This is a genomic window from Nonomuraea typhae (assembly GCF_009760925.1).
Lineage (GTDB): Bacteria > Actinomycetota > Actinomycetes > Streptosporangiales > Streptosporangiaceae > Nonomuraea > Nonomuraea typhae.
Genome location: NZ_VRLV01000030.1, coordinates 25,728 through 32,918 on the forward strand (window position 1 = coordinate 25,728; position 7,191 = coordinate 32,918).

At 69.1% G+C, this 7,191-nt stretch carries 5 protein-coding genes; 3 read left to right on the plus strand and 2 right to left on the minus strand.

Annotation, left to right across the window (positions count from 1 at the left end; translation table 11 throughout):
• Positions 1-58 precede the first annotated feature (58 nt).
• From FVE25_RS53205 to FVE25_RS53215, 3 genes are all read left to right on the plus strand, one after another.
• Entirely contained in the window at positions 59-1,285 is a 1,227-nt protein-coding gene (locus FVE25_RS53205) for an AAA family ATPase (RefSeq protein ID WP_219826067.1), read from the plus strand.
• Between the two features lie 24 nt (positions 1,286-1,309).
• A complete protein-coding gene (locus FVE25_RS53210; RefSeq protein ID WP_157255137.1) occupies positions 1,310-2,911 on the plus strand; it encodes a VWA domain-containing protein in 1,602 nt (533 codons plus the stop codon).
• Between the two features lie 111 nt (positions 2,912-3,022).
• Positions 3,023-4,105: a HAMP domain-containing protein gene (locus tag FVE25_RS53215; RefSeq protein WP_219826068.1), complete on the plus strand. Its 1,083-nt coding sequence runs from the start codon at positions 3,023-3,025 to the stop codon at positions 4,103-4,105.
• 256 nt (positions 4,106-4,361) lie between these two features.
• Here FVE25_RS53215 and FVE25_RS56790 read toward each other — a convergent pair whose 3' ends face one another.
• Positions 4,362-4,490, minus strand: coding sequence for a hypothetical protein (locus FVE25_RS56790; RefSeq protein WP_281368000.1), 129 nt, complete (start codon positions 4,488-4,490; stop codon positions 4,362-4,364).
• 100 nt (positions 4,491-4,590) lie between these two features.
• Positions 4,591-6,807 (minus strand): hypothetical protein, encoded by a 2,217-nt coding sequence (locus FVE25_RS53220; protein ID WP_157255139.1) that lies wholly within the window; start codon positions 6,805-6,807, stop codon positions 4,591-4,593.
• Positions 6,808-7,191 lie beyond the last annotated feature (384 nt).

Genomic DNA, 7,191 nt, shown 5'->3' on the forward strand with positions numbered 1-7,191 from the left:
GTTGCAGCAACAATACACTCTAGTCTCTTGCTATAACGCAAGAGAAACGGAGGCGCGGATGACCCAGACCACGACCAGCCGGACGGGGCAGACTCAGGCCATGACCACCACGGCGGCAAGCCTGCGGGCGATCACCGAGGAGCTCTCCGCCCAGTTCTACGAGCGCGCCAGCGTGGTGCGCGCCCTGATGGGCGCCCTGCTGGCGGGCCAGCACAGCCTGCTGCTGGGCCCGCCCGGCACCGCCAAGTCCGAACTGGCCCGCGAGCTGACCAGCCGGATCACCGACGCCCGCTACTGGGAGGTCCTGCTCAGCAAGTTCACCGACCCCAAACGGCTGTTCGGCCCCATCGACGTGGCCGCCCTGACCCGCGGCGAGTACACCCAGGTCTTCGACGGCCGGGCCACCCGCGCCGACATCGCGTTCATCGACGAGATCTTTAAATGCAGCGCGGGTGCCCTGAATGAGACGCTCGCCTTCCTCAACGAACGCCTCTACCACCCCGAAAACGGCGGCAAGCCGATCATCTGCCCGCTGATCAGCGCCATCACCGCCAGCAACGAGCTGGGCTCGGGCGAGGAGACCACCGCCCTCTACGACCGGCTGCTGGTCCGGGTGGAGGTCGGCTACCTGGCCGACCCGAGCCACTTCGCCCAACTGATCCGCTCCGCCGTGGTGGCCGGCCCCGTACCCGCGGCGACCACGGTGCCGCTGGCCGATCTGCGGCAGGCCGTGGAGTCGGAGGTGCCCGCCATCGCCGTGCCGGACGGCATCGTGGACGCCATCTGCCAGCTGCGGGCCGCGCTGCGCGCCCAGGAACTCATCTCCAGCGACCGGCGCTGGAAGGCCTCAGTCCGGCTGCTGCAGGCCAGCGCCTACCTGGCAGGCCGGCCCGAGATCGAGGAGAGCGACCTGGCCGTGCTGGCCAACGTGCTGTGGGACTCCCCCGCCGAGCGGCCCACCGTCGAGCGCGAGGTGTTCCAGCTGATCAACCCGGACGCCAAGGAGGCACTGGATCTCAAGGAGGCCATCGACGAGCTGGAGGCTCAGCTGGACTCCAAGGCAGGTCAGTCCCGCGAGTCGCTGTCGGAGTGGGGGATCAAGGAAGCCAACAAGAAGCTGTCCAGGGCCGGCAAGCGCCTGGTGGAGATGCGTCAGGAAGCCGAGAGCACCGGCCGCTCCACCATCTTGCTGGATGAGGTCATCGCCCGCCGCCGCGCGGTACACGCCCGGATCATGGTGGAAGCGCTCGGCGTCGACGCCAGCATGGTCGCCTCCAGCATCTGACCCCGGCACCTTCCAGGAGATGAGATGGGCACGCTGTCGACACTGAAAGACCTGGCCCGCAAGGCCGGACGCTGGCTCGGCCTGACGCCCCCCGCCGCGCACACCGCCGCCATCGCCGGCGACCGCTTCGACCAGATGTCCTGGCGTGAGATCTACGACCAGGCGCCGGCGCTGCGCGAGCTGGACGAGGAACTAGGCGAGCGCCATCACCACACCACCGACCTGCTGCGCGATGTGTGGACCGCCGCCTACAAGAGCGACCCGCAGCTGCGCGAGCGCGACCAGATGGACCCCAGCCGCCTGGTCAACCACCGTGTGGTCGCCACCATGCTCCAGGTGCCCGAGTTCGACGAGCTACGCCGCGAAACGGTGGGCGACCCCTACCCGGCGGCCATGGCCGTACTCGCCCAGGCGCCTGCGCTGCGCCGCCTGCTGGAACAGACCGAACAAGCCCAGCAGGCCGCCGACGCCGCCGCCCAGGCCCGCCAGCAGGCCGCCCAGGCGGCGGCCGCGGTCCAGGACGCGCTGGAGCAGGCCGCCGCCCAGGCCGACGACGACGGCGACGTGCCCGACCCGGCCGCCGACCAGCTCGCCCAGACCATCGCCGCCGCCCAAGCGGCCGACGCCGACGCCGACCAGGCCGACGCCCAGGCCCAGGCGGCGCTGGAGCACGCCGCGCCGGGCATCAGCTCCGCGGTGCGCGCGGCCGCCAACACGGCCGCCGAGCAGGCTCGTCAGGAGAGCGCGCTGATGACCGCCTGGGGCGTCGAGCCCGGCCAGCTGCAGCGCATGAGCTTCCCCCAGCGCCGCCAGCTGGCCGAGCGGCTGCGCAACGGCCGCCTGGGCGACTTCGCTCAGCTCATCGGCCGCTTCCGGATCATGGCGCAGGGCGAGCGGGCCCGCCGTACCGAGCACGCCGTCGGCGAACTGGTCGGCATCACCCTGGGCGATGACCTGTCCCGGCTCATCCCCTCGGAGCTGGCCAGTCTCGGCGTGCCGGCGATGCGCGCCGCCTTCGTCGCCCGGCTGGCCGAACAGCGCCTGATGGTCTACGAAACCCGGGGCGAGAACCGCGTCGGCCAAGGCGCCATCATCGCCTGCATCGACTGCTCCTCCTCCATGGCCGCCCCCGTAGGCGAGGACGGCACCACCCGCGAGGCATGGGCCAAGGCCTGCGCCCTGGCCCTGCTCGACCAGGCCCGCGCCGCCCAGCGCGACTTCGTCGCCATCCTGTTCTCCTCCGCCGAAGAGTTGGCCGTTTTCCGCTTCCCCGCCGGCCGCAGCGCCGCCATCGCCGACGTGGTGGAGTTCACCGAGCACTTCTTCGGCGGCGGCACCTCCTTCAGCTCACCCCTGCAGGCCGCCGCGCAGGTGCTGGAGGCCGAATACAACGCCGACGGAACAGCGCGTGGCGACATCGTGCTGATCACCGACGGCGAGTGCGGCGTGAGCGAGGACTGGATGCGCGCCTGGACCCAGGCCAAGCACACGCTGGACTTCCGTGTCTTCGGCGTGGCCATCGCCCGCTCCCCCAGCCCCGTCCTGGAGGCCCTGTCCGACAACCTGCGCACCATCACCGACCTGGTCGACGTCGGCGCCGCCCGCGACATGTTCCGGGTCATCTGACTCGACATCGCAGAACGCGGCGCCGTCCGGGAAGAAACCGACCGACTCCCGGACCCAATCCTGTAACACCAAAACGCTCGTTTTTGTCACCGAGAAGGGGATACTGGTGCCATGAGCATCTCGCCGAACGCCCCGTCGGCCGCGGACCAGAGCGGGACTCCGCTGGAGACCCTGGCGCAGTTCGGCGCCTACACCGCGGCGATGGAGGGCGACCAGGGCGCCCTGCTGGGCCACCTGGTGCTCTACAGCATCTACGACGGGCGGGTCACCCGCGACGACTTGGAGCGGTGGTTCATCGAGCTGGAGCTGGACCAGTCCTTCGTCCCGCCACCGCTACGCCCGATGGACGCCTTCGAGAAGGTCACCGGCCCGGCCGGGGTGCGCCTGACCTACCCGCTGGACGGCACCAAGACCACCGGCCGGCGCCGCAAGCGCCCCGTCGAGGGCACCGTCCGGGAGGCCACCTTGATGGTGCGCAACGTCCGCCGTGACCGCAAGCAGATCGTCCGTCACCTCATCCGCGAAGTCCGCGACGAGCAGCAGACCAAGCTCACTTACGACACCCACCTGGGCGAGGTGATCTTCCACCGCGACGACGCACCCGGCGCCGCCAGCGGAGCGGGGCAACTGCAGGTCAAGCCCGACCACGTCGCCATCGGCCGGCTGCCCGAGGACGAGCAGCGCAACGTCCACGCGATCCTGCAGGAGATCGGCGAGCGGTTCCAGCTGCAGCGCACCTTCCTCAGCGGCGACCGGCTGCGCGCCGTCGTGCGCGATTACATCGAGGGGCTGAACGCGATCCGGGTACGGCCGACCGGCGGGGTGTACTTCGTGCACCGGGCGCATGCGGCCAGCCTTGCCCGGCTGCGCGAACTGGTTTCCCGCATGGGGGACGGCAGCCTGCTGGTCCGCGTCCCCATCCCTGACCAGGACGAGATGCGCGAGATGGTGGTCAGCGCCTTCACCACGCGGGCTAAGGACGAGCTGGACAAGCTCGCCCGCGACATCGCCCTCGTCCAGTCTTCCGGGACCGCCGCCGACACCGACATCCAGACGCTGTACGCGCGCTTTCGCGACCTACAGGCCGGCACCGCCGAGCACGCCGAACTGCTGTCGACCAGCCTGGACGACACCGAGGCCTCCCTGAAGCTCGTCAACCTCCAGCTGGCCGGCCTGCTCGCCCAGGCCGACTGAGCGCCGGGCAGACACCACCTCACGCTCGCCCAGGCCGGACCGAGGCGGGTGTGCCGTCCGCCACCACGGCGCGCACCCCGCGCGCCCGCTGGGCGGACGGTATGCCCGCGGCGCTGGGGGTTCGGGGGCCTGCGAAAGCCCCCGAGCCCACCAGAGGCTAACCACCAGCCCCGGACGGCCCGCAAAGAGCCCAACGGCCGCAACCAACCGCAGCGGTCCGGGGGCAGTTTGCCTGTCACCGAGCAGGTTCAGCCGGTCAGCGCTCCTTTCGGCGCGTGCTCACCTGGGCCGACAGCTTTTTGACGTGGGCCGGGTCGGCAGCAGGCTGCGGAACAGGAAAGGGCCGGTTGAAGTAGCCGTCGGTGATCGCTCGCATTCGCAGCACCACCCCCTCCCTTTTCATCCAACCAGCCGGCCGCAGGTCCGGCCGGGGAGATCGGTGGCCACCGCCGCCCGAGGCGCAGGACTTTCTCGGCGTCCTCGAGCTACAGCACCTCGTCCGCCGGAAGCAGCCCGTACCGGCGGATCCGCCTCGCCTCCATGTCCCGCCCCTGGGCGAAGAGCAAGCGGACCAGCAGGCCGCCAGCCCACTTGTTACCCGTCTCAGCCTGGGCGCGAAGGACGTCCTCTCTGCCCTGCTCAAACGTGATGAGCGCCTGCTGGGCGACCACGTCTTGGAGCTTTGCCTCCTCTGAGTAAAGCTTCTCCTCCGCCGCGTTCAGCGCGACCAACCAGCTCCTCTTTCCGCCTCTGGACAGGAGATCCGGACCCTTCTTCCAGGGTTGTTGGCGCAGCAGAGTGGACAAGTGCCTCAAAGCCTCCTCGTTTCCCGCCTCACCCAGGGACCGCAGCTCATCCTCCCGACCTCGGTAGAACGCCAGATCGGCCAAGCGGGCAGCGGCGTACCAGTCGCCCGCCTCAGCCAACGTGCGCAGTTCTTCTTCACGGCCCTGTCTGAACAGGAGTACGGCCAGTCGAGCGCAAGCATCCCTGATACCTGCCCTGGCCATACGGCGAAGATCCGCCTCGCGGCCCAGATCCTTCAGGCGGACAGCGGCGCGCTCGTTACCTGCTGCGGCCAGGGCGACCAGATCCTGCTCACGCCCTTGTTCGAAATACAGCTCGGCCAACGCCCAGACTGCGTCCTGATTCCCCGCCTCGGTCAACGCCCGCAGTTCGCCCTCCCGGCCCTCAACCAACAGCAGATCGGTGAGGACAGAGCCGGTACCACCCAGCTCCTCCCACGCGCGAAGGTCGTCCACTCTGCCCTGGGCTGTTAACAGAGTGGACAGCTCAAACAGGGCGTTGGGGTGTCCCTCATTCCACGCACGGAGCAATAGAGGCTCCGCGTACACGTACAACAGCCGATTATGGGCGGCTCGCCCGACTGCGAACTCATCGATCGGATCGGTCAGATACGACAGCAGCGCCCGCCAGGCGATCGCGGGCACTTTCGACAGGCGACGCTCGACACCGAGATATTGGGCCAGGTAGTCGGCGAGCACGTATCCCACTGGCTCCCCCATTCGCTGAGCCGGACCGACTGGGGCGAGCACGGCGGCCGCGCCGTTCAACTTCTGCGTGAGATAGGCCATGGATGCCTCGAACCAGTTGGCTGGCGCCTGGCCACGCTGACGCGCATCGCAATATCCAGGGGCAGCCTCCCGGAGCAAGTCCGCCCGCAGCGGCGAGCGCACGCCCAGCCGGGTCGCGTCAACCGCGGCCGCAAGAACCGCGGCCGCGTAGGGATCCGCGCCGCGACATCGGTCGATCAGCTGAGGGGCAGCTGCGATCACCTGGAACAGACCGTAGTCCTTGGACTCCAGCGCTGATCTGATCCGCGGATCGGCCGTCGCGGCACCCAACGCGCGCTCCTGCTCCGACGCGGTCAGATGAGCGTCGAGGTGGACAACGTTCGCCAGGCGCAGGAGTTCACCCGCGTCCCCGACCGGGCCAGGCTCATCCCCGGTTGGCGCCTGGGCATAGGCGGCATACCGGTCCGACCACAAGGTCGCGATCAGGACCACACGGCGATGCATCAGCGTCCGCACCAGGCCCGCCCTCAGCGGTTCCGGCCCCTCCAGGTAACGCTGCAGCTCGTCCAGCCACACGACAAGCCGCTCTGTTCCAGCCGCCGCAGCCTCCTCAAGGTCAGCGACATCGGCCGGATACAGCAGCCACCAGTCCGGCAGCAGCTCCCGGATCGCCTCGTAGGCGCAGCGTGTCTTGCCCACCGACGAGAATCCCTTGATCAGCACCAGCCCGCCCTGCCGGGACGCCTTCGCGACCAGTTCGCGAACTCCACGCGGACCGTCGTCGCGGTCCCGGCGTACATACACCGGCAGGTCCTCGATGACACCGGCAGCATCGATGGGCTCATGCACCCCCAGCAACCGCGGAGACGCATCCGCCACCCTGATCAGCCTGTCCAGGCCGAGTGCCGCCGCCCGGACCCGCTGGAGCGCCTGCTGCCACACTTGGCGTTCCCCGCGCGCCACATCACAGGCGCGCAGGAACACCTCCAGCGTCTCCCCGCTCGGCTTCCCCCTGAACAGGTCGGTCAGGGTGCTGCTGGGCAGCCGGTCGGGCGGGTTGCGCCGAGCCTGACGATCCAGATCACGGTAAGAGCGGCCTGCGGCCAGCGCCTTCAGCGCAGCACCCAGCTCGGCCGCCGTGCGCACTTGGCCCGGGTCGGGCGTCATCGCTGCTCTCCTCGTTGCTCGGCGGCTGGCCCCCTGAATCTGCCCTGGCAACTGTCCGGCTGACGCGGCCGGAAATCTCCGGACGGCTCGATCAGCGGACCAGGCAGGGTCGTCGCGCCTGCAGCTCAGTACCTCACACCGGCAATCACCACGGGAGCTCTTGTCCGAATTGGTACGGATCTACTGCCGTACACCCCTGGACGCGACTGCCATGGAGGCGTAAACCGACCATGACAGGAGCCGACGCCATGCAGCAGCTAGTGTGATGCGCCAGAAATTCTGAGGATTATTTCTCCCTGCTCTCTTTACGGTCCGGGCGGACCTTGGCGAGGTAGTCGGCAAGGGAGTTGAGGATCTCGTCAGCAGTCTTGGTCCAGGTAAATG